We start from the raw sequence: 22,628 nt of genomic DNA on the forward strand, positions 1-22,628 counted from the left end.
ACTTTATGGGAGATATAACTCTGTTTTATCAGAATTATTTTTTATTACCAGTTTAGTTTCCATCCCATTAGCCGTGAAGTCATAAACAATAATCTCCGGATGATGAAGGTCATATGCCTGTCCAATAAATATAGATGCTGCATTAGATGCACAGACAAGAAGATGGATTCTTTCTGCATTATATTTTGATTTTAGTTGATGAAATATAGTTTGCAACTTAGCACTAAAACTCATTCCATCCTGTGGGTGTGGGATGGCACCATTTCCTAAAAATTCTGGCTTTGCATCTATATTTATAATATTTACCTTAAATTTCTCACTGAGCTGTATCGCTTTTTCTTCAATAGCTTTGGTTTTTGCAGTAAAGTTTATACAGATAATAAAGTCGCTGTTTGATTCTAGTGACTCCATACCAATTATGTTATAAAAATCTCTGACAGGCATATTTTTTGGCCACATCCAACAATTACCATCTCGATATCTTAGCATGGGTATATATTGGCCTTTATTACCTAAAATAGCACCTAACCCAATTAACGCTGGTGTTGGCCCAAATGCAAATAGTGCTGCTTTATACCCATGATGTTTTGTCTGCTGAATTATTTTTTCGGCCTCATCTTTTATTATTTGAGTAATCATCTGGCCAAAAAGTTGAGGATTTGAACGCAATAACCCCTCACAGTCAGAAAGATGGTTTAATTGTCCTTTCATGCAGAGTTTGAGGAATGAGAGACTTGAGGCTATTTCCCTTGATTCAGGTGATGCCACAACATTTGAGTTTACGGGCCATAAAATAGAATACACGGGAATTGGTTGGTAGCACAAGCCATCGAGAAGATGGGATACTTCTAACATGAAATTTTTACGTATAATCGATAGCTTTTCTGCAGTGTAATCACAAGCAGCTACTCTATCTATAAGTCTGTGATGTTTGTCGCAAAGAAGTAGTATATTTTCAGGCTCATCTGATAGTAACGATGAAAGTAGCGGAATACCTCGCTCGCCTTGTTCAGATGCGGCAACATTGTGTGCTAAATATGAAAAATTTCCGACTTGACCACTTAACATATCAATATTTAATTGCTCCCCACATCCCGGGAACATGCACCGACTGTGGCTATCACACATTACCTTCCGAATAGTTTCAGCACTAAATTTTTTACCTCTTCCTTTTACTAATCGTTCTGAATCGATACGATTGAAAAATTCTACAACTTGTGTTTTCGTTAGCTTGGAAGATTGTCCATAAGTGCATTGCCAAACATTCTGTATACATGCTAATGATTTTAAGTGTTCTTGAGTAATGCTATTTCCTTGCCAAACTCTAAGGATAATGTTTTTTCCATTTTCACTAAAAGATTCAATGATATTAATACTATCAATTATATTTAGGTTAAAACGCATAGATGATAAAACTTCATCTTTTTTCAATAAAAGAATTATAAGATTATTATTGTTTTGATCGGTTAGTAATCCGACATCATCCCATATTATATGTTTTTTTATTAAGCAAATAAATTCTGAGACTATAGACGCTTTATCAATAGGATCATTTATTGCTTGATTAAGAAAGTCCATATCATTATTTTTCATTTATCACAATCCTGTGTGTCTTTATTAAGATATGTTTTAACAAAAAATTTCCCCTGTAAATGAAAAAGAGCTATTTTCTGTGTACCTACGATGATAAAGAAAAGTTGACGATCTTTATTGCGTTCGATACAAGCTTTCCAGTCATAGTAATCAATATTTGAAGGATGAGGATCCGGTTGAGGATGGGTATGCCATGTCCCCAAATATATGAGCTTTCCCCCAGTTTGCTGAAACGCATCATCTACATTCTTCTGATGGCCTGAATCTTTTAATACAAAACTGAAGCGAGTTTGTATATCGTTTGGTTTTGGTTCCGTAACGTCTTCTATCCAATAAGTCTCACTACCATGATCTTTATTACCAATGAGTACTCCGAATGATTCATATGAGTTATCCTCTATTTGGCTATGGTGGCTCCAAATATCATTAACCTTATGTGAGATACACAATTCAAATTCGGGAGTGGTAAATATGAGTTCATTATTTTTCATTGCAGATATCGCACTCATTGTTGTAAAGCGGAGTGATCTCTAGTGAACGATTAAATACATTATAACGTTCAGTGAGGTTAAAGCCATTTTGGAGTGCTTCTGTGGCATCTCCTTTCCAGCTCACCTTTGATGAATGTTGCACTCGCTTCAATAAGTATTTGATCGCTAAATCAGCCGCGATGAGTGCCGTTTGTGTTGAGGTAATATAGGTATATGGCAGAAAAGTATCACCACAACCAGCATGGTTTCTTGTGATATCTTGATTTTTTTCAAGAAAATTTAGATTTGATGCTAATCCACGTGAAAGATCCATAGGATCAACATAGGCACAATGTAGGCACCCTTGAGTATACGAGATATCTAATATTGCATGACCCCCAACCCCATAGCCTTCAACCCAAGTATTAATTACAGCAGAGGTTATTTTGTTCTTTAGAAGAAAGTCATGAAATAATCTTTCATGTGTTGGGGCTCCAATTGCGATGACAATAATATCAAATTTTTCAAGGAAACGTTCATTGCGTAATTCTAGTAATGATTTGTTAAAGTTTTTAACACGTAACCAAGGATATTTATTTGTAAGATGCAAATTTAAGGAGATAGTTTTTAGGTGTGAAACATAATTTAAAGATAATATATGCCGATAAATATTATCCATTGAAAATTTGTCTGGGTCACTAAGAGTTATTTCACCAACACCTGAAGCTGCAAGCTTATCTGCTATTTCTCCGCCCACAGAACCACAACCAATTAGCAAAACTTTTTTGTTTTGTAATTCCTGATTAGCTCCACTACGAGGCATGAGTCGCTCTTTATTAAAAAGTGAAACGGCGACTGCTTTGAGTGTCCAAGAAGTGAGCTCTGGTTCTGACAATGGAAGTCGTTTTTTGCCCTGAGATGAATTTTTTCGCGCAAAGTGAATTCCAAACCATGTCTTTCCGGAAGGTGTTTGTGCGTTAAAAATGACCCAGAACTCTCTTTCTCGCCATTGTGTAATATTCTGGCTCAATAGTGTATAGGTTTCTGAGGACAATGATGCTAACAAGTTTAAATACCATGCCCCCAGTTCTTCCTTACTCCGAGGTGCTGGATCTACATTTGTCAGCGGTATTACATATCCTCGTCCACTTGAGCGCTCCCTACTGTTGAGCTGTCTGGCGATAGGAGAGAATACGTAATCCTCTGTCCAGTTGAAGGGAATACCAAAATAGTAAGTTGCCAGGCCCATATGAGCTTTAGGCTGAGGTTTTAGTATTTTTAGTTCTTCGACTTCTCCGCGTTCTGAGAGGCATAGGAAATGATCATCAGCACTCTCAACAATATTATACCAACCGGCCTGAAATTCTCGAATAAGTTCATATTTATTCCACTCAGGATCCTGAATAAGTTGAGTTAAGAGTTTAGTGTATCTGGTTAGAGATTCTTCGAAAGCAAGCTCTGGGCGATCATAATTCACAGATACCGAGTCTGGCACGTTGACACAAATAGTAGCCAGATCAAATTGTTCATGAACTGTAGTATGGGCTAATCTACCGTATTGAGAGGATGATTCTAGGATAAAATCGGGTAACTCAGTTAGTTCATTAATACATAAATGCAGCAATGAAAGATTATGTTCGGCAACTCTAATATTAATTCTTAGGGCATCAGCATTATTTGGGCCAAAAGAAACTGCGGATACTTCATATCCGCATGCAGTTAAGTGCTCAAGTATGTATGAATAGTTCATGCGCCTTGGGATGTTCCGACTGCTCCTGCTGAAGAAAATATAGTTTTCCCACTTGATGCTGAAGAATTAGATGACGAGCATGTCGGGAAATCCTCACCAAAAGTCTTAATAAGCTTTTCACACTGTTTCGATTCGTTATCTTCATCAATCACTTGCTGAAGAGTAGAATTAAGGGAATAAAACTTGTTTCTTAGTTGAGTGGCAGTGCTTGTACTGCTATTTTTGAAAATATCCCGATATGGATTCACCGGCAGTGTTACATGCACAGTATAGGTATCGATAGACTTGTACTTGAAGTATCCGCCGGTATTCAAGATTGACGAAATAGTGGCGCTAAGCGCTGTAATATCATCAGCAAAACCTTCATCATTAATCTTCGGTTTGAAATGTTGTTTGAGCATCACAGTTAAACCAATAGAAAAGACCTTCCGAGCAACATCTTCACTGAAATTTTCATTTCTCCAGCGTTTAACATACCGCACAAGGCGGCGGAACTGTGCAAGTTTTTCCGATTTGTAGTTGTCATAGATATCTGAGTTATTAACCCAATGTATCAATTCCTTCGGTGCTGAGCGTGACCACTCCTTGTTATCCTCACTTGAGTTCAGTTTCCCGACCGCAAGTTCATATTCACCGTTTTGATATTTCCGATAAATAGGAATATCGATATGTAAGTCTTCAGTTTTGTAATCAGCGGTGACACAGGGTTTTTTAATCTTAGCGTTTTTAAAACCACGTTTTTCAAGAATCTCTAGAACAACACGTTTGGGAATGATTGGATCATTGGGGGAGTCATCAGCATCAATAACTATGGCACGATCAATGTCAAAATCTTGCCCCTGCTGTTTAATTGTCGTCCACGTTTCTAGAGAACCTTGGATGAAATCTTCAATGACAGGATAGCCATTTTCTTTAAACACGTCTTTAATCTTGGCTGTTATGCTGTCATCTTTCGCGCGGGCATTCGCATAGGCTACATCTTTTCTACCTAACCGAATTTTATCGTCGAATGCTCTGAACTTACTCTGAATACTCATCCTGCTCTCCAAATTAACCATACGTATACAGAGGATATTTGGTGAAGGAAGTCTTTTTTCAAGGTAAGGATAAGAAATTTTTTCAATTTACTTCTGATTGTGAATTTTTATTTCTAGATACTCATCCTCCTCTATCTCTCTCATGCAATGAACAGGCGGTGAAGTGCCCACTTTATTATGAATGCAGTAATGGCGCGCACATCATGATGTCGGCTAAAGGTTCAATAAGCTAACAATATGATATAAATGTAATATATGATGAATTTCCGGCGTATAAAATTACCCGGTTTATCGGCTGCCCATGTAGGAGAGGATGATGGAACCGGAACTGTGCCATGAGATGGTCAGAATTCAGGCTGTTGCTGAGGCTATAATCAGGATTGCAAAAGATTTTGGTTCAAAACTCCCTGTCGATGAAATAGAGCTGGATCGTATGTATTATGAAGATAGTGAGGAAGTGTCCAGTCAGTGGCGACTGCCTGTTCATCGTGACTGGATTGAACTTGACTGGTGGCAGTTACGTAGAAGTCAGGCTAACCGTATTGATGTCACTATCCGGTGTCGCAGATTCTTATGTGGGCTGATGTTGGCGAGGCGATCGAGAAATCGTTTCTGCATCACGCTTCGTTACCTTGAAGGTAATCCTGCCAAGCACCCTCTTTCCGGGTATGTGCTTCCCATCGCACTGATTGTCGCGGAAAGTTTTGCGGATGCCTACAAGATCCGGCAGGTTTGTGTGAGTAGGCCAGAGAAAAGCCTAATTCCTGTTTATGTTTCCCATGGATATGAACTCAGTGCTACAGATAAAGAGCGACAGAAACGGAATTCTCAACCTCGGGCTAAACTCATATCTAAGACACTTAGCCAATAGCGTAGTGAGTGTTTTTTAATCAGGTATGTTAGAATATACAGAGATGAATATGAGGAGGCTTAGATGAGCACTAGAAAACCGACAGCTGCTAAACGCCCTGCACGGTCTTCCTCTGTCCGGAGCCGAGCCAAGGAGATTATCAGCAATGATACAATCAAATCTGAATATAACGATGTTCTGTATTTCGCGATTCAGTTTAATAAACGTCAGTACCGGACTAACGGTCAGCCTCTTTCAGACGTAGTGATAAAGACAGTCGAAACTGCATTAAAAAATTTTATTCTGGCTGGACAGGCGCGGAACATTCCTCCTCGCGTTCTTAAACGGATGGTCGCTCTATCAGGCCGCAAAGACCGTAGTTATCGTGACTGGAAACCTGATGCAGCTCTTGAACAGAGGCACAGCTTAATGGCTGGCGCCACCCGGAAAGTTAGGGCAGGCTAAGCCAACTGGTTCGTCTTCTGGTGGATTTTTCTGTACAAGTAACCATAGGCCAAATTATGCGCAAATGAAATCATGAACTTGACAAATGAAACGGCGCCTAATGTACATTTATAGTCTTTGTTATTCAAACCCCTTATAATATTTTTTCGGGAATATTATAAGGGGTTTGGTACAGAATGTTGACCTTTATTCAATCTAGAAATACCTCATCATTCACATTATATGCATGTCAGAATAGATCTGATGCTATATCTAGAGCTGAAGTAATATATATAGTGATAGCACCTCTAAGATGAAATAAATGTACTAGTTGAAAAGTTTTTCTCATCCCTTTGGCTATACTGATATATTTTTAATACATAGATTTTAATACAAAATAAAGAATCTAATGTACAAAATTAGAACCTATTGACAATAGAAGGAACTATTCATGCTTATTAACTTTATTTTGCCATATTTTTTGGCTTGCTATGCTGCGGCTTATAGTGTGCAGCAGGCACTTGAGGGATTAGGCTTTGCAAGCTCAAATTTTATAGTCTATGACAGTGTTGGCAATGCAATTAGCAGTTATTGGTCAGTATCTGAGGCTGTTTTACCTGTTACCTTATTCTTAATTTTCATACTTACTTGTATTTTTATATGTATGCTGGTCTGTGGTTGGTTATTGGGTAAACGTTACGGACTTTTTCTTATTTTCACCATTATTATATTTCCTGGTTTACTTTCTCTATTTGGTATATTCCCCAATTTTAACTGGCTTCCTAATTCATTTGTTATCTCAGGAACTGGTTATCTAGGTGGGGAAGTAGGATTGATCATTTTATTACTTATGGGTTTCTTAGTTGGATGGTGTTTTATAATTTTGTTAAACGATATTTTTGATCTAAGAGAAAATTTTCGCCAGTATTACGATATTATGCTTTTATTGACAGCCCTTGTCTCAGGGGTGTTCTGGGTTGCTGACTCAGCAAACAATGCAATTATTTCTCAACAAAATGAAGTAAATCAAAATGCGCGTAACGCAAGTGGCTATCTTTTAGCACAGGTTAATAAATATTATGAATGGTGTCGTGCGAATACTCTTGTTACTGAGTCTTGTCAATGGTCTTCTCGTGTTCAAGAAAAATTGAATGAACTAGCAAGTATGTCGTCAACTCAATTCAGTATTGATGGGCCAGATGATACATCTTCATTATATTTAACTAGTAATAGTAAAAATGGAGAAAATGAAAAATTATTAGTACGCAAACAAATAGCATCTTATAATGCTGAAATGTGTCCTGAAAAAAATATTAATAGTCGAATTGCTATTATGCATTTGCCAACAGAACTATGCCAAGAAACACCGGTTAACTATTGTTTTTCGTTTCCTAATATGGAGTCAATTACTTATCTCAGTACTAGAACTGCACTATCAAGTGAATGTGTTATTCCAACTTTGGTAACATATACAAAAATGCAAAAAAAAATGAGCGAGCAACTTTCAGATGCAGCTTTTCATAAACACTATCGTTGGATATGGTTTATTTTTTTAGCTTTTATTATTGGTGGTAAGGTGGCTAATATAATTGTCAAAATTATGAATATCGATACTAGAAGTAAAGAAGAAAAAAATAGATTAAAGAAATTTTTATTTAATTTTATTACTGCTTTGAAAAGTGTTATTTGCTACACATTAATAAAAGGACGAACTGTTTTGTTGCTTTCATATGAAAAATATTTAAAGTTATTAGATTAGTGAATAATATTTGATGTGCACGCATTTTTTAATATGTAAAGAATAAAGAGCTTATGGTGTATAAAAGGAATAATGTGACCTGTGTCACTGAAATAGCAGTTGTTAAATGGATTTATTATTAGATAGTCGACTAGTTTGTGAGATATCTTGAAAATTACTGATAGATATCATTTTTAAATGTTTTCACTGTATTATTAGACTGTACAGAAATTATTCATTTGATAGGATCCGATTAATGAGCATTCTCTCCATCCAAGGTGTTAGAAGTTACGCTACTGATCATTCCACTAATTTTGATTTGAGTAAATATGTTACATTAATATATGGGCAAAATGGTTCCGGAAAATCAACAGTATCTGGTTATTTCTATCAACCAGATCATAGAAAATATCGCGACTGTAGTGTCAATCCACCACTAGATATGAAGTACTTAGTATTTAATCAAGAATACATTGAAGAAACCTTCCATTTAAGCAATACCCAGCCAGGTATATTTACTCTTAGTAGTGAGAATGCCGACATACAAGCAGCCATTGATCTAAATGAAAAAAATGTCAGTGATAGAACTATTCAGCGTGAGCAAAATGAAGCAAAACTTGTTGATAAAATAGCTATGATATCGACAATTAAAAATGAGTGCGCTAAACAGATTTTTGATCGCTCAGCGGAGATTAGAAAAAGCAATCTTAGCTCACTCATGGTTGGTGCCAAACAACGAGATAGCTTGTATGAGAAGGTAATCAACCATCAAAAAAGCGTAGAGACCACTACTTCAGAGCTCATAAAAGAACTTGATAAATTAAATATGAGCAAGGGTAATTCACTCCAGACGTTTTCGATAGGAGAGCTACCGAAGATAGATTATAAGGAGTTAGTTTTACTTAGTACCCCGCTTATTCCTATCGGTGACAGTCAACTTTCAAGTGCGATTCAGCAATTGGGTAATATTGATTGGGTAAGCCAAGGGAAAACTTACCTTACAGGAGATATATGTCCCTTCTGTCAGAGTCAGGTAGATGGTGCGCATTTGAGATCCGAAATTGAGGCATTATTTGACGCCTCTTACTCTTCAAGTATTAGTTTATTAAATGAACTTTCACAGCGCTATGGTTTATGGAAGAATGAACTCAATCAAATCCGTATTTTTTTGAATGACTGTGAACTTGTGGATGAACATAGTAGTAGTCATATGCAATTGGTTGGGTTGGAGCAAATTTATGAAAGAAATGAGCGAAAAATAGCAAATAAATTAGTGTCACCTTCTTCAGATGAAACTCCGGAAGATGTTACACAACATATTAATTTGTTATTAGATACTATTTCATCAATTAATGAAGAAATAGTAGAGAATAATAGAAAAGCGGAAAATTTCGTACAAGAACAACAGAATTTTACGATTAAGTTGTTTAGCCATATAAAGAAAATATCCGAAAATGAAATAAATAGCCAAAACAAGCAACTTCACGAGCTCCAGATGGAAATAGAGAGGTTGAACATAGAAATAACTCAATTAGATATCGAAATTTCTGCATTTCAAAAAGATAGCACTGAAAAAGCAAGATCAGTATCCAATATTGACACCACTATATTAAATATTAATAATATGTTGGTTACATTGGGAATTACTAGTTTCACTATTACTCGATGTGAATCGGGGGGAGAAATGTATCGTCTTTCCCGTGGAAGACAAGAAAATCAAGATGATGACAATATTTTTCGTAGCCTTAGTGAGGGGGAGAAAACACTAATTGCATTTCTATATTTCCTTGAGAAATGTCGAGGAAAAGATCGAAGAGATGATATAGATACTCGAGATAAACTTATAGTTATTGATGATCCAATTTCTAGTCTGTCAAATAACTATATTTTTGAAATCGCTTCACTTATCCAACATAATATTATTAAAACAAAATTAGCTAAAAAGATAATAATATTAACTCATAATTTATTCTTCTTTCAAGAAATGATCCTTTCCTCCGGTGTTCGTGCAAGCGAAGATTCCCCACGGAATTGGGGGCTTTTACGAATATCCAAGAATGAATCTAGTGTCGTTAATTCGATAAGTCGCCATGATATCCTCAATGACTATCAAGCATTGTGGTATTCATTAAGAGAGGCCAAAGAAAGTAAAAATAATACAATAATTGTTCCTAACACGATGCGCCAGATTTTGGAATATTATTTCAGCTTCTCCTGTAAAAATGAAACCCTCTACAGGGCACTAGATGACTTAGCAAAAAAACACGGTGTCCATGGATTCAACAGTTTTTATCGTTACATCAATAGAAACTCTCATGCAGATGGTCGGAACATAAATCATCTAGAAGGTATTTCTATCGATCACTATATGCAGCTTTTTGAGGATATATTCCGTCGTACTGACGATTATGGCCATTTCGAAGCAATGATGGGAATCAAAACACAAGAAGAAGTAAAAGGTTAATTTTATACTTATAATATGGATAGTGATTCCTACTGTCCATATTATTACTCATCTCTTGTGTGTTACCACCGGCGGGCATAGTCAATTAACGATTCGGCTGTGAGCGCATGTGCATGCACACGTCTTCCCAACGACCAAAACGAAAACGTTGATACTGGCGAACCAGCACGGTTTTCTGTTTCATGACGTCTCTCCTTTACAGTACCGACAAACTGCGGCAAGTCCCTGCACACTGTGTACAAGCGAGACGACAGGTTTGGGATAGAGAACGCCCGGGGTGGTAACTAGGATATTATATTCGCTTATATATTTTAGGGCAACTTAGTTTCATGCTTATGCAATAAGCTAATTTAACCAAGTAAGAAGATTGTAACTATGTGAGAAATGATGCTTAACACGAAATCAACTATGGAGAGTTTACATGCAAAAGTTAGTGTACAAACTTTATTTTTATTAGTGTACAAACTTTATTTTTGCTACACACGGCTGTGAAACAGTAAAACATCAATGCTGTGCTCAGCAGCTAATGCTGCTAGAGCAAAAAGGTAGCCAGAAAGCGGGCTGATTTTCAGTTAGCTGATAGAAATCACCATGAGTTATCAACAGTATTCGTGTTATAGAATGATGATGTTCTATTATATTTTAGTGCAGATAAATACAGGGATATTGAAAGTAGTAAAGACATATCCATCACCTTGCTGATAAATTCGGATCCGTAATCCTCTATCTTTAAAAAGATAAAAATCAGGAACTAACGAAACCAACATTCTAGCCTGGTTATCGCTCAACGCTGAATTTTTCGATAACATGATAATCTCATTACCATTACGAGTATAATTAAATAATAACTGTTGCGATATGCTCTGGGTTCTTTCTCCTAATTTACTGAGTTCTCCCACTACGGCGACTTCACCATGATCGCCGTCAAAAGAGTATTTAGCCTGTGCATTGAAGTTTGTTTCGCTAGATATGATGTTGATTCGCCCCAAACAAGAAAAATGGTCTGAATTATAGCGATGAACTACCTTTGCAATAAGGGGAGAAAAGGCGAGCATGGTTAAAAAGACGAACAGGATAAGCGTTTTTTTACCGTTCATTTTTACGCTCTACAATATACAATTTCGTTAAACATGATGAAGTATTGTTCACATTTTTATCACAAATATGGATGAGTGAGCGTGTTCGGAATATATTCATTGCGATGTAGATTACCTGTCCGGGTTGACAATGAATGTCTCTTTTTTGGATAAAATTTAGATACTCGTCACGTGGCCACAAAATAGATGAACTGCTGGCATATACTTTACAATGATTCGTTTCCCCAATTTGCTGATAGTTTGAAAAGAAATCTACATTTTGACTGGTATCTTCATGGAAGTTTAACCAAAGAAAAATAAACAAACTTAATAGGCAGAATATAAGAAAAATCTTGATATATAAAGTAATCCGATTGGAAAAAAAAGGTTCGGGTGGTGGCTGTATTTCTCCATTAATCTTTTCGGGGGTAAGTGTATCAGTCAATGCTTCGTTGGTGATGTGACTTGTTGCATCCTGAGTTGCCTCCGCACTAGATTCAGCGTTTTCTTCACAGGGGTATGTCACTGTACCTGTAAATCGAACCCCTTCCTTCGGAATGGTTTTAATAATGTTGTCTTTAATACCTGAAGTTGCCAACGCCTTACGCAATAGATGTATATTTTGAAAATAAGTGTTGGCATTAGCAAACTGCCCTTTGCTTTCCCACACTTCATAAACAAAGTCACTCTGACTGATAACGTTTCCCTTACGTTGCAGTAGCAATAATAAACATCGACTAACAGGCACATTCAAGGAAACGCCAGACCCTTGCTGTCCCATTGGTTCCAATCGATGCTCTTCAGAAAAGAAGCAAACCTGTCCATTAATAATAAATTTAGTGTGCATTTTTAATACCCTGATTAAAAATAGATCATTCTTTTGTGTGTCAATGCTACTTTATTCGTTTAAGTGTAATTCAATATTTTATGACAATAAATATTTTTTCTTAATAATGTAAATTAACACAATAAAAACAATGGTTTAAGTTAGCCAGCCTGACTGGCTTACACCATTGTTTTAACAATCTTTTCAATACGTTGTCGGTAGGGCACTTCTTAAGTAAATAAACATAAATAAAATTAAATAAACAAAGTTAATTATGATAATTCGAGATTGTTCAATAGTATTTATCTCACCCAACAGAACAAGTACGAACATTGTTTATGACAGAAGGATATAGGATAGGTAACACAGTCGAATAAAATATATTGTATCAAAGATACTGTTTGCTATATCGGCTAATTCTAGGGTTCGCAGAATAGTATTTACATTATAATGACAATAAATTCACTGGAATTTAAATCTGTAAATATGCATTAAAATAACTTTTAATGCTAGCAAAAAAAATAGTGAGTTTTTAAGATGAAAAAACTAATAAAGCATACATAGATGAACATATTAACTGCCATATGAATGCGGGATGTAAAAAAATACTAAAATTTACAATCTGGTAATAAAATACTTTGCTATGTGTAGATGATTGCTTTGAGATTAGGATAACCTATATCATCAACAATCAATCGGCAGTAAAAATAAAATATATGCATTTGAATAAGGCTTTATGATTTATGGAAAACGGACTTTTTGGCTTCATCATTGATAATGATATTCAATTTGATATTGCTAATAAAAGATTAACGAGAATCTCAGCAGTTTATCCTGAGCGCTCAATGATTATGGGTGCCGTTGCTCTCAATGATGTGATGGTTAGATTTTTGAAGTGCTTGTTCACTCGAGTCGCTAAAGGGGAACAGACGGTTTCGAAAGAAATTTTCCTCAAGGAAGTCTGGGAAGACCACAACCTCGTTGCATCTAGCCAACAATTATGGAAAACGATAAGAGAATTAAGATTTAAATTAATCTCAATTGGATTGAACCAGGATTTTATTTTTAATGTTGGAAAGGTGGGTTATGCATTAAAATCCCATGCTATTACACCATTATTTTACCGCCTAATCTTGTAGAAGTTATGAAATTTCCAGTTGGCTGAGATACTTTCCTTACAAGATTCTCGTTTTATCAAAAAATTATACATAATAGTGTTTTTCATCATGCTATTTAGTTGTAACTTTAAGCCAGATAACAATGATGTTATAAAATTGAGAGTTAATTATCATAGCTGGTTAAGTATATATCTATTAGCGCGATGATAACTTTTGAAGTTTACACACATCTATACGCGAGAGTTGTGTGCATGATTTTTAACCCAGTGTATTTTAAATACACACCGATGATATAAATAGATCAAAAAGCAAAACAGGTCTCTGTATTGTTTAAGACTAACTTTATCTTATTTTCACAACGTCAATATATAGAAGGCATTAACATGAAAGTACATAATAAATTTTCAACACTGAAGATGTTACCGTTCAGTTTGTTAGCACTGATTCCGCTGGCGACTTCATCATATGCTGCGGAAGTTGCAGGTGGCACCATTAATTTCAATGGTTCTGTTGTAACCGCAGCCTGCGCTGTGAGCAGCAATAGCGCTAACATCAACGTGGAAATGGGGCAGGTAAGAACTGCTGCATTGAGTGCAGCAGCCAGTGAAGCATCAACGATGAAGAAATTCTCTATTATTTTGGAAGATTGTGACTCCACAGTATCTAAAGATGTTGCAGTGACCTTTAGTGGTACACCAAACAATGATGATCCTACTAGCTTGGCGGTAGGTTCAAATGGTGGAACGGGTACTGCGCAGAATGTAGCTGTTCGTCTTTATAGCGAACTGGGCACGGTCATTAAATTGGGTGAGGCATCCAGCGCTGTGGCCTTACGCGATGGTTTAAATACGATAATCTTTGGTGCGAAATACTATTCACCTAAAGGTGGAGCTACTGCAGGTGATGCAAGCACTGTTGCTACTTACACCCTGACTTACTCTTAATTGATAGGTCTGGCAAGGATCGCCGGACCTTAAACTTTATTTCAACATTCAGGTATTTATCATGCGTATTCTGACGATATTTATTTTATTGGTCACTTCGCTGTGCACATCTACGGTATATGCCGGAGGTGTTGGGTTAGGTGTAACCCGAATGGTTTATTCAGGTTCAACCTCACAATCTTTATTAGACGTCAGAAATACAAATAAAGAATCATCTTTTCTTATTCAGTCGTGGGTTGAAAATGCTGAAGGGCAACGCTCTAGTGATTTTGTTATCACACCACCTCTATTCGTTCTTAAACCAGAAATAGAAAATTCAGTTAAGGTCATGTTTAATGGCCAACAGCTACCTCAAGACCGTGAAACGCTTTATTGGATAACCGTAAAAGCAATTCCTCAATCTGGTCAGGAAAGTCATGCTAATACTTTACAGTTTGCCTCGGCAAGTCGTATTAAGTTGTTTTATCGACCAGACGCGCTGACAAAAAAAATCAATAATGAAGTGTGGGGAAGTCTTAGTGGCGAATTTCATAATGGTAAAATAAATATTACTAATCCGACTCCTTTTTATATTACGACTATAAATATGAAAGTGGATGGGAAAGCAGTATCGTCGGTCATGATCCCGCCGAGAGATACAGTGACGCTTGAAGAATCATTCAGCAACGCTCGTCAGCTTAGTTATCAGGCAATCAATGATTATGGTGCTTGGACGCCGGAAATTTCTATAGCGTTAACAATGCGTTGAGTTGTTTTTATTATGAAATAATTCAGAATATATAAGAGTGTGCAGAGTGAAAATTAAAATAAATTGCGTTCTGCTATCCCATTTTTTATTGGGGGGCGTAGTTCACGCACAGAATGATATTCATTTTAATCCCGCATTTCTTAATGGCGAAAATGATAGCGTTGCAGATCTATCTTGGGTTAATGATGGTGGTGAATTACCTTCAGGCGTGTATAACGTCAGTATCTATGTAAACGAAAGTTACGCATTTACTACAGATGTGAAATTTAACGTTAATCAGAAAAGTAATAATTCCGCACTTGAGCCATGTCTGACATTGGAGCAGATTAAATTAATGCTCATTGATGTGACTCAGGCTAAGGGTGATTTTTCTCTATCCGATGATCAGTGTTATTCTCTGGAGGACTATTTCCCCGACACAAAAGTCTCTTTTGAGAAAAATAAGTTATCTCTTTATTTTAATCTGCCTCAGCGGTATATGTTAAATGTGCCTCGTGACTATATTAATCCCAAAAGTTGGGAGCATGGTATTAATTCTGGTTGGCTGAATTACGTCGTCAATGGGGCTCGTAATGAATATCGTCACGAAAGTCGGGGAATAGACAATCAGATGTTTATTGGCTTGAACAGCGGAATGAATTTTGGCCCGTGGCGATTTCGCGATTATTCAACATGGACAAAAAATACGGATGATGGCTTAACGCATGTTCAAACGTGGGTGCAGCGTGATTTACCCCCATTACAGTCTCAGCTCTATTTGGGTGAAACCAACACCTCCGCACAAATTTTTAACTCTGTGGGGCTCAGAGGTGTGGCAATGAATACCGACGATAATATGCTGCCAGCTAGCCTGAGGGGCTATGCTCCTGAAGTCCGTGGCATTGCTCGCAGTAATGCCACTGTAACTGTACGCCAGAATGGCAATATTATTTATCAGACTTCCGTCTCCCCTGGTGAGTTTATATTAAATGACTTATATCCGACGGCCTCCGGCGGTGATTTATCCGTGACGATCCAAGAGGCCAATGGTACGGAATCGCATTACACAGTGCCATTTGCCAGCGTGCCGAATTTGGTACGTCCGGGGCAATTTAAATATGCTGCTGGGGTCGGGTATTTCCGCTCGAATGAAAACCAGGACTCTCCTTTTATTATACAAACTGAAGCATTTTGGGGCTGGCAATATGGTTTGACGCTCTACGGTGGCGCTCAGTTTTCAGAAAATTACACCGGCCTGGCGATGGGAATTGGACAAAACGTTGGGCGTTTGGGTGCATATTCAATTGATGTGACTCATGCCCAAAGCCTGCTGGCCGATAGCAATCGTTACAGTGGTGACGCTTTACGTCTGCGTTACAACAAGTTAGTTAATAATTATGGAACCAGGTTTAATCTAAATTCATGGTTCTTCTCCTCTGATGGTTTCTATGAATTAAGTGATACCACCTACAAACGGATGCAAGGTGGAAATGTGGATTTCATAAAGGAGGCTGATGGCTCTATCAGCACTAATTATGAGAATGTCTACAATTTGGCTTTATCCCGTAAATCCAGAAACCAGGTCGTTTTGTCACAAAGTATGGGTGATGCTGGCGCGCTATCACTGTCGTGGGATAAACAAACTTACTGGAAATCAGATAAATCGGCTGAAAGCGCTCAATTTGCATGGAATAACACATTTGGTCGAGTTTCCTACGGGGTTAGCTACCAGCGTAGCACCAGCCTGTATGACAGGAAAAAAGATAATATTTTCGCTTTTTCGTTCTCATTGCCATTAGGCGATCCTGCGCTGTCCACTCGTGCCAATTATGCGCTGACGAACTCTGATTCATCAGGTTCTATTAACAATATAGGTCTTAATGGCTACGTGCCAGGGCAGGAAAATTTATTTTATAGCGCCAGCCAGCGTTACAGTGCCCAGCAACAGTCTGGTGGTGATCTTGCCCTTCGTTACCAAGGGGCAAGGGGTGACTACAACCTTGGCTACGGCTATTCGAAGAACGCTCGTAGCCTAAGTTACGGTATGAGTGGCGGTGTAGTGTTGCATGAAGATGGCCTGACATTCAGCCAGCCATTGGGCAACACCAACATTCTGATTAAAGCTGAGGGAGCAAGTGATGTTGCCATCCGTAGCCACCGAGGTGTTAGAACCGACAGTCGCGGCTATGCAGTTATCCCCTATGCGACCCCTTACCGTATGAACCGGGTAGAAATGGACGTTACGACGGCAGGGGATAGTGTTGAGCTGGACAATACAATGGTGAGTAAAACACCGACCGAAGGTGCCCTGGTAAGAGCAACAATCTCGACCAAGGTTGGCATGAAAGCGATGTTCTTTATTCGCCATAAAAACGGCGTTCTTCCATTTGGGACGATTGTCTCGCTGAATGACAAAAGCACTAACAGCGGTATCGTTGGTGATGAAGGGAGCCTTTATTTATCCGGGCTACCTCAGCAAGGAGTGCTACGGGCGGTATGGGGAACAGGCAATGATAAAACCTGCACCGCACGTTTCAAATTGGATAAAAAATATCATAACCCTAATACGGGTCTCTATTCGCAGGAGTTGGTATGTCAATAATTTTAAGGCAGTCATTACTGACAATACTGGCACTTTCATTTTTACCCGCGCCGGTGCAGGCCTACGATGTGCTGGTCTCAGTGACGGGAAAACTGATTGGCAACACCTGTACAGTTTCGACTGATTCGACAATGCAGACTGTTCCTTTAGGAAATATCGGCACACAACAATTCGGTGCTGGGCACGGGATCAGCAATATTAAAACCCCCTTTTTCATCAATCTGGAAGAGTGTGGGCCGACATTTACCGGAGTCAAAGTTCGCTTTGTCGGTACGCCGGATGGCTCTGGGGCCGATCTGATTAAAATTGATGACGGTGGTGCTACGGGCGTTGCTGTTGAGTTATTGAATAAAGCTGAAAAGCCTCTGGCGCTAAATATGCAAACAGAAGTTTTGGGAACACCTGGCGCGGAGAATGTTCAGATGAAATTTTACGCCCGCCTTACTGCCACCGGCTCTCCGGTCAGCCCCGGCCCTGTATCGGCCATAGCCACTTGGGTATTGGAGTATCAATGATACGATTATTTGTCACTATTATTTTTGTGCTTTGCTGCGCAAGTAAGGCTTATGCTTTGGACTGGAAATCAAATATTACGTTATCGCCCCAGCCGATGAATTATGTCGGCCCTGCTGATTCAGTGAGGCCCGGTAATATTATCGGTTCCACTTGGAGTGCTACTGCATCAGTGCAGCAAGTATTTTGGTGCGGCTATATCTTCCAATGCAATAAAAGCACGATGATGCCGGGCAGCGGTGCAATCCCAACAGGTATGTCGGTAAATGTCGATGGCGTTAATTACGCTATTTTTGAAACCGGGGTGGCTGGCGTGGGTTTTATTATTGGGCTGAAAGATTTCAAGAGCTCCGTCTATATACCGCTACTGGATGGAGAGACTCAGACATATAGCGGCTCCAGTCCGGATTTGGGCTGGTCGGCGAAAGTGACGTTTATCAAAACGGGTCATACACTCTCATCCGGTGTGTACCAGACAAGTTCTATTGATGCCGCAGTGCTGACGGCTTACAACAATGAGGTGAAAACTGCGCGAGTGATCATCAACCCTGTCAGTATCACTGTGCAAGCATCAGGGTGTACTGTTAACACCAAGGCTGCAAATGTGGATCTTGGGGTGATTGATGTCCGCACGCTACCTTCGGTTGGCAGCACATCTGCTTTTGGTCATTTCGATATTGCCCTGAGTTGTGATGAAAATATTGCCGTTAACGCAGTGATGACAGATCAAGCTAAACCGGCAAACAGCTCCTCTGTGGTGTCATTAACCAGTAACTCAACTGCCGCTGGTGTCGGTGTGGAGTTTTTCTATAACGGTAATGGCCCGCTGATGTTAGGCCCGGACAGTTCGGCTTCTGGAACGCTCAATCAATTTTTTGTTCAAAGCACGGGTCAGGCACAAACACTGACACTGCCTTTCCAGGCGCGTTATATCCGCACGGGGAATTTACAACCGGGCACTGCAAATGCGCTTGCCAGCATAACATTCTCTTATCAATAGATAAGTATTAAACAGTAATCCAAAAGGAGCCTGAACCGAGTGGTTGAGGCTTCTAAATATTAGCGTGCAAACTTTATCTTAACGAGTGTTCAGACTTTTTTCGCCTCACACGGCGGCTCATGGTTAATAAAATCATTCGGTTAGATTTTTTGGCTAAATTTAAACCATATTAAATGCAGTGGAAGCCTTATGGGGAGAGCTAGAAAACTTGAAGTTCTCGGGAATAATAATGAGCTATAAAAAAAGTAGACTAAATAACAAGCTACTCAATATAATCATATTATTCATACGCCAATGTTATATAAGGAGGATTGCCATGTTGACCCGTGAAATGTTTTTAATTTCGCTTGTCCTTAGCGATCGTCATAGCTCAAGCATTACCGGTATCGTGCTGCGATAACCTGCTTGAGCGAAGCTAACTAACAATCTGAGAACTTCCCTCCGGCTTACCGGTTATCGTCAGCAATTTTCGACGATAGGCATATTTATGCCTGAAAATCTGGATAAGCATCATGAGCATATTACTTTCCGCACAATCTGTCTGCTACGACAACACCTTCGGCCCATTGCTGGTTGAGATCTCCTTTAGCCTGAAAAAAGGCGATCGCATTGGTCTAATTGGCCATAACGGCTGTGGCAAAAGCACTCTGCTGAAAATCCTCAGCGGCGCACTTTCTGAGACCTCCGGCACCATCACCACCGCCAACCAATGTCTGATGGCAATGGTGGAACAACATCTGCCCTCTGTATTGAACGATGCCACTCTGATAGACGCGGTACTCAATTATCTGCCGGACAGCCTGCACCAACCTGAGCGCTGGCAAGCTGAAGTGCTGCTCGGCACACTGGGTTTTGATGAAAACGCATGGTCATTGACTGCTGGAACCCTGAGTGGCGGGCAGCATACGCGTCTGTTATTGGCGCGTGCGCTGATCCGCCAACCGGATTTACTGCTGTTGGATGAACCCAGTAACCATCTGGATTTGCCGACTCTGCTCTGGCTTGAACAGTTTCTGCAAAACTGGGGCGGCAGCTTTGTGTTGGTGTCACATGACCGCAGCCTGCTGGATTGCGTAACCAACAGCACCTGGATCCTGCGCGATAAAACTCTACAATTTATTCGTCTGCCCTGCACACAAGCTCGACAAGCGCTGGAGGAGAAAGATATCGCCGATGCCCATCGCCATCAAGCTGAACAAAAGGAGATCGACCGCGTAGCGAAAAGCGCCAAACGGCTGGCTATCTGGGGCAGCGTGTATGACAACGAAAAGTTGGCACGTAAAGCCAAACAGATGGAGAAACAGGTCGACCGGATGAAGGAAGATCAAACCTTGCTGACGGCTGGTAATCAGTGGCAATTGCGGCTTAATGGCGAAGCATTGCCCGCTGACCGCGTGCTGGCGCTGTCTGATTTGCAGGTGCGCCCTGCGCCGGATGCGCTTGTCTTATTCGAACTGGGTGAAGTCAGGGTAAAAAGCGGTGACCGTATCGCGCTGGTTGGGCGCAATGGTTGCGGTAAGTCTTCGTTATTACACAGTTTATGGCAAGCATTCAACCAACCAGATACCGCCGATGTGGGCATGGTTTTCCATCCCAAAGTACATATAGGTTATTACGATCAAAGCCTACATCAATTACATGATGATGATTCGCTCAGTGACGCGCTAGCACCTTTCGCACCATTGACGGAAGATCAGCGAAAAATGGCGCTGATCGGCGCAGGTTTCCCTTATCTGCGACATCAGCAAAAGGTCAGCACCCTCAGCGGTGGTGAACGTTCGCGGCTGCTGTTTATCGGCCTGACACTAGCAAACTATTCGTTGCTGCTACTGGATGAGCCGACCAACCACCTTGATATGGAGGGTAAGGAGGAACTTGCGGAAACGCTAAAAACGTTCAGTGGCGCAGTATTATTAGTGTCCCATGACCGCACATTAATTGAGCAAAGTTGTAATCGCTTCTGGTTAATTCACCAACAACGGCTTGAGGAGTGGCACGACCTGGCTCCGGTTTACGACATTCTGGCCGATAAATCGTTTATGGCACCGAGTCCGATTTCAGCCATTATAACTGAGGCCATTACCGCACCAATGGAGAGTGAGGAGGAATACCTGCTGGCAACCTTACTGGAACTGGAAGCTAAATTGGCCGAGGATTTGGCGCGTAAACCTAAACACCAAAAAATTACATTACAACGTGAGTGGCGGCAACAAATCGACCAGCTTAATAGTTTGCTAGATTTGGGGTGAGGGCCAATCGGGCTAAAAATGGATCCCCGCGTTTTCAGCTCTCGTGGCCGGGAAAAACCGCCGAAAAGCTAACCGCGGTTGGTTAAGCCAAAATGTTCACTTGAGCCATCCTGCGGATGTATGACAATCAGCCTCATCATTTCTTGATGGGGCTTTTCATGCTTTCAACTTGGCGGAACGATACCGGTTCCGCATATTAGTTTTGTAGGCAGGCAATACTTTGATGAATTTCTCTTTCAATATCAGCCTCTGACCAAGTATTCAATTGTGATGAGAATGGTTCAAAAGCATATATTCCCTGATAACCCAGTCGTTCCAAGTTAGCCACTTGCTGCTTACTGTTCAGTTTATCCTGTTCACTCAGCATAATTCTGTTTTCATCAGTCAGTGCGGACTTTAACCGCATTTCTTCGACGCCGGAAAGATGCACTAGCCCGATAGTATTGATATCGATATGTGCGTCGAACTCGGCCTGTGCGACATCGCTCAGATAGTAGTGGAAAGTATCCAACACCATTTTATAGGGCGCGGCTGACTTGCGAATAATAGATTGTGTTAGCAGGTGGGAACGTAATGAACTGATTTTAAAGCCTAAAGGTTCTACCAACCCGGTTACTTGATACTTTTTAAATAGCGGGGCTAACAGCACTAAAGCATCTAGTGTGTCTTGTTCTTTTTGCTCGGCTGAACGGCGGTCATTGGCGCTACAGTTTGGGCATAAAATAACCCCACGGCAGTTAATCGCTTTTGCTTGTTTTAGCATGTTTTCTGCTTCTTTCAGCAGTGCTGGACGGTGTTCTGGCAGATTAAAATATTGCAACGCATTGATAGTAATAATGTCGATTCCATATTCATCAGCCAGAGTATTGAGTTGCGCTGAACTCAACTCATCCGTCACTTTCCCGCCCAGCATATCATTGCGTAATTCAACTTTATTTAACCCACATTTTTTAACTAAACAAAAAAAGCTTTCGATACTTAAGTTTGGGGCAATTTTGCGATTAATACAGAAACGATCTTGTGCAATAGGCATAGCTTTGCTCCTGCAATGATAGCCCGACGGCCAAACTGCCGATAAATACAGCCGATGACGACATTGGAGACTGCCAACCTGTCTCCAGCGGACGAAGATTAAAGTCACTTGCATACTGTTCAGCATGAAAACATTTATTTCATTTAACTTAAATAACGAAAAATTAATTTTTCGATCTAGCTCAAATATTAAGC

General features: G+C 39.7%; 18 protein-coding genes. 11 read left to right on the forward strand and 7 right to left on the reverse strand.

Annotation, left to right across the window (positions count from 1 at the left end):
* Positions 1-3 precede the first annotated feature (3 nt).
* The 4 genes from OP863_RS00605 to OP863_RS00620 are packed head-to-tail and all read right to left on the reverse strand — an operon-like array spanning position 4 to position 4,850.
* Positions 4-1,593, reverse strand: a complete 1,590-nt coding sequence (locus OP863_RS00605) for an SAVED domain-containing protein (RefSeq protein WP_012414102.1) — start codon at positions 1,591-1,593, stop codon at positions 4-6.
* The gene (locus OP863_RS00610; RefSeq protein WP_012414101.1) at positions 1,590-2,084 is read right to left on the reverse strand and encodes a Mov34/MPN/PAD-1 family protein; all 495 of its coding nucleotides are present in this window, start codon (positions 2,082-2,084) and stop codon (positions 1,590-1,592) included. The genes OP863_RS00605 and OP863_RS00610 overlap by 4 nt, the downstream gene beginning before the upstream one ends.
* Entirely contained in the window at positions 2,074-3,813 is a 1,740-nt protein-coding gene (locus tag OP863_RS00615; protein ID WP_012414100.1) for a ThiF family adenylyltransferase, read from the reverse strand. The genes OP863_RS00610 and OP863_RS00615 overlap by 11 nt, the downstream gene beginning before the upstream one ends.
* Positions 3,810-4,850 (reverse strand): nucleotidyltransferase, encoded by a 1,041-nt coding sequence (locus tag OP863_RS00620; protein WP_012414099.1) that lies wholly within the window; start codon positions 4,848-4,850, stop codon positions 3,810-3,812. The genes OP863_RS00615 and OP863_RS00620 overlap by 4 nt, the downstream gene beginning before the upstream one ends.
* A gap of 313 nt (positions 4,851-5,163) precedes the next feature.
* On the opposite strand from OP863_RS00620, the gene OP863_RS00625 reads away from it, so the two are divergent.
* The 4 genes from OP863_RS00625 (at position 5,164) to OP863_RS00640 (ending at position 10,346) form a co-directional block, all read left to right on the forward strand.
* Entirely contained in the window at positions 5,164-5,721 is a 558-nt protein-coding gene (locus tag OP863_RS00625) for a hypothetical protein (RefSeq protein ID WP_155407724.1), read from the forward strand.
* 63 nt (positions 5,722-5,784) lie between these two features.
* Positions 5,785-6,165: a hypothetical protein gene (locus tag OP863_RS00630; protein WP_012414097.1), complete on the forward strand. Its 381-nt coding sequence runs from the start codon at positions 5,785-5,787 to the stop codon at positions 6,163-6,165.
* A 430-nt stretch (positions 6,166-6,595) separates the two neighbouring features.
* The gene (locus tag OP863_RS00635; protein ID WP_012414096.1) at positions 6,596-7,903 is read left to right on the forward strand and encodes a hypothetical protein; all 1,308 of its coding nucleotides are present in this window, start codon (positions 6,596-6,598) and stop codon (positions 7,901-7,903) included.
* A 235-nt stretch (positions 7,904-8,138) separates the two neighbouring features.
* Entirely contained in the window at positions 8,139-10,346 is a 2,208-nt protein-coding gene (locus OP863_RS00640) for an AAA family ATPase (RefSeq protein WP_012414095.1), read from the forward strand.
* Between the two features lie 635 nt (positions 10,347-10,981).
* On the opposite strand, the gene OP863_RS00645 is transcribed toward OP863_RS00640, so the two are convergent.
* Together OP863_RS00645 and OP863_RS00650 are read right to left on the reverse strand one after the other, a co-directional pair.
* A complete protein-coding gene (locus OP863_RS00645; protein WP_145588334.1) occupies positions 10,982-11,443 on the reverse strand; it encodes a hypothetical protein in 462 nt (153 codons plus the stop codon).
* On the reverse strand, positions 11,433-12,269 hold the full coding sequence (locus OP863_RS00650) for a winged helix-turn-helix domain-containing protein (protein ID WP_145588337.1): 837 nt from the start codon (positions 12,267-12,269) through the stop codon (positions 11,433-11,435). The genes OP863_RS00645 and OP863_RS00650 overlap by 11 nt, the downstream gene beginning before the upstream one ends.
* A gap of 722 nt (positions 12,270-12,991) precedes the next feature.
* On the opposite strand from OP863_RS00650, the gene OP863_RS00655 reads away from it, so the two are divergent.
* The 7 genes from OP863_RS00655 (at position 12,992) to OP863_RS00685 (ending at position 21,401) form a co-directional block, all read left to right on the forward strand.
* On the forward strand, positions 12,992-13,387 hold the full coding sequence (locus OP863_RS00655) for a winged helix-turn-helix domain-containing protein (protein WP_038637405.1): 396 nt from the start codon (positions 12,992-12,994) through the stop codon (positions 13,385-13,387).
* A gap of 362 nt (positions 13,388-13,749) precedes the next feature.
* Positions 13,750-14,310 carry a fimbrial protein gene (locus OP863_RS00660; RefSeq protein ID WP_265526295.1) on the forward strand — a complete coding sequence of 187 codons (561 nt, stop codon included), beginning with the start codon at positions 13,750-13,752 and terminating at the stop codon, positions 14,308-14,310.
* Between the two features lie 61 nt (positions 14,311-14,371).
* On the forward strand, positions 14,372-15,058 hold the full coding sequence (locus OP863_RS00665) for a molecular chaperone (RefSeq protein ID WP_145588066.1): 687 nt from the start codon (positions 14,372-14,374) through the stop codon (positions 15,056-15,058).
* 46 nt (positions 15,059-15,104) lie between these two features.
* Positions 15,105-17,639 (forward strand): fimbria/pilus outer membrane usher protein, encoded by a 2,535-nt coding sequence (locus tag OP863_RS00670; RefSeq protein ID WP_416222819.1) that lies wholly within the window; start codon positions 15,105-15,107, stop codon positions 17,637-17,639.
* A complete protein-coding gene (locus tag OP863_RS00675; RefSeq protein WP_145591553.1) occupies positions 17,630-18,154 on the forward strand; it encodes a fimbrial protein in 525 nt (174 codons plus the stop codon). The genes OP863_RS00670 and OP863_RS00675 overlap by 10 nt, the downstream gene beginning before the upstream one ends.
* Complete coding sequence (locus tag OP863_RS00680) at positions 18,151-19,152, forward strand: fimbrial protein (RefSeq protein WP_145591554.1); 1,002 nt, start codon at positions 18,151-18,153, stop codon at positions 19,150-19,152. The genes OP863_RS00675 and OP863_RS00680 overlap by 4 nt, the downstream gene beginning before the upstream one ends.
* A gap of 512 nt (positions 19,153-19,664) precedes the next feature.
* Positions 19,665-21,401: an ABC-F family ATP-binding cassette domain-containing protein gene (locus tag OP863_RS00685; protein ID WP_265525774.1), complete on the forward strand. Its 1,737-nt coding sequence runs from the start codon at positions 19,665-19,667 to the stop codon at positions 21,399-21,401.
* A 196-nt stretch (positions 21,402-21,597) separates the two neighbouring features.
* Here the strand turns inward: OP863_RS00685 and OP863_RS00690 are convergent, their stop codons facing one another.
* Positions 21,598-22,434 carry a TIM barrel protein gene (locus tag OP863_RS00690; RefSeq protein WP_265525775.1) on the reverse strand — a complete coding sequence of 279 codons (837 nt, stop codon included), beginning with the start codon at positions 22,432-22,434 and terminating at the stop codon, positions 21,598-21,600.
* Positions 22,435-22,628 lie beyond the last annotated feature (194 nt).

The organism is Yersinia sp. SCPM-O-B-9106 (C-191) (assembly GCF_026183365.1).
GTDB lineage: Bacteria > Pseudomonadota > Gammaproteobacteria > Enterobacterales > Enterobacteriaceae > Yersinia > Yersinia rochesterensis.